The following is an 896-nucleotide window of genomic DNA, read 5'->3' as shown; positions in this document are numbered from 1 at the left end:
AATGGACAAGAACAGCTCCAGGTTCCGGCGCCGAAGGGACGAAGGGAAACTGAGTTCCGATTGAAAATAGCTTGAGAATAGTGCTGTTACGATAACTATTGTTATCTTAACAATCCGATTTATGTGCGAAACTGGCGTTCATGAAAACGAGTGACACGTTCCGTCGATCCCCCGAAAACGATGGGGTAGCGCTTCCCGATGCGGACGAACTGGCCGCGCTGCGCGCCTGGTACGCCGGGCTGCCCGTGCGCACGGCGATCGAGCGGTACCTGCCGACGCGGCTTGGCGACGGCCGCTCGGCGCGTGGCATCCTTGGTATCATCCGACGCCGGCTCGTGAGCGTCGCCTGCCAGGTCGGGCGCCCCGATCTGGCCACCGTCCTCGCGCACGCCGCAGGGGAGCGTCTGCGCGAGGCGAGGGCGGTGAACGAGGCCATCGACGTGCTGCGGCATGCTCGGATACCCGATCCAAAAATCAGCGACGACATCGACGTCTGGCTGCCGGCTCGAGCCGTGGCGGCCCTGCGTGCGCACGGTATCGCGACGCTGGCCGACCTGACCGTGCGGATCCCGCGTCGGCGCCAATGGTGGAAAGTGATCCCGGGTCTCGGCGCCGCCAGCGCGCGGCAAATTGAGCTGTTCTTTGCTGCCCATCCTGAACTGGCGGAGCGGGCGAGGGCACTCGTTACGATCTCCGGGCCCGGTTCCATCGTGCCGTGGGAGTCGTTGCGGCTGCCACATGAGGTGGACGGCTCGGCCGGAACATTCCGCGCGCCGCGGCAGACTTGCACGCTGGATGCCGACAACGACTACGCCGCCATCCAGGCTTGGCTGTCACTGCACGAATCACCGGCGACGCTGAGGACGTACCGCAAGGAGGCCGAGCGCCTGATCCTC

At 64.8% G+C, this 896-nt stretch carries 1 protein-coding gene; it reads left to right on the top strand.

Annotated elements, in window-relative coordinates; genetic code table 11:
- Positions 1-140: 140 nt before the first annotated feature.
- On the top strand, positions 141-896 hold a 756-nt coding region (locus HV670_RS30180), incomplete at its 3' end, for a phage integrase family protein (RefSeq protein ID WP_281362492.1).

The organism is Pararobbsia alpina (assembly GCF_902859895.1).
Lineage (GTDB): Bacteria > Pseudomonadota > Gammaproteobacteria > Burkholderiales > Burkholderiaceae > Pararobbsia > Pararobbsia alpina.
This window is presented reverse-complemented; position numbering and strand designations above follow the sequence as displayed.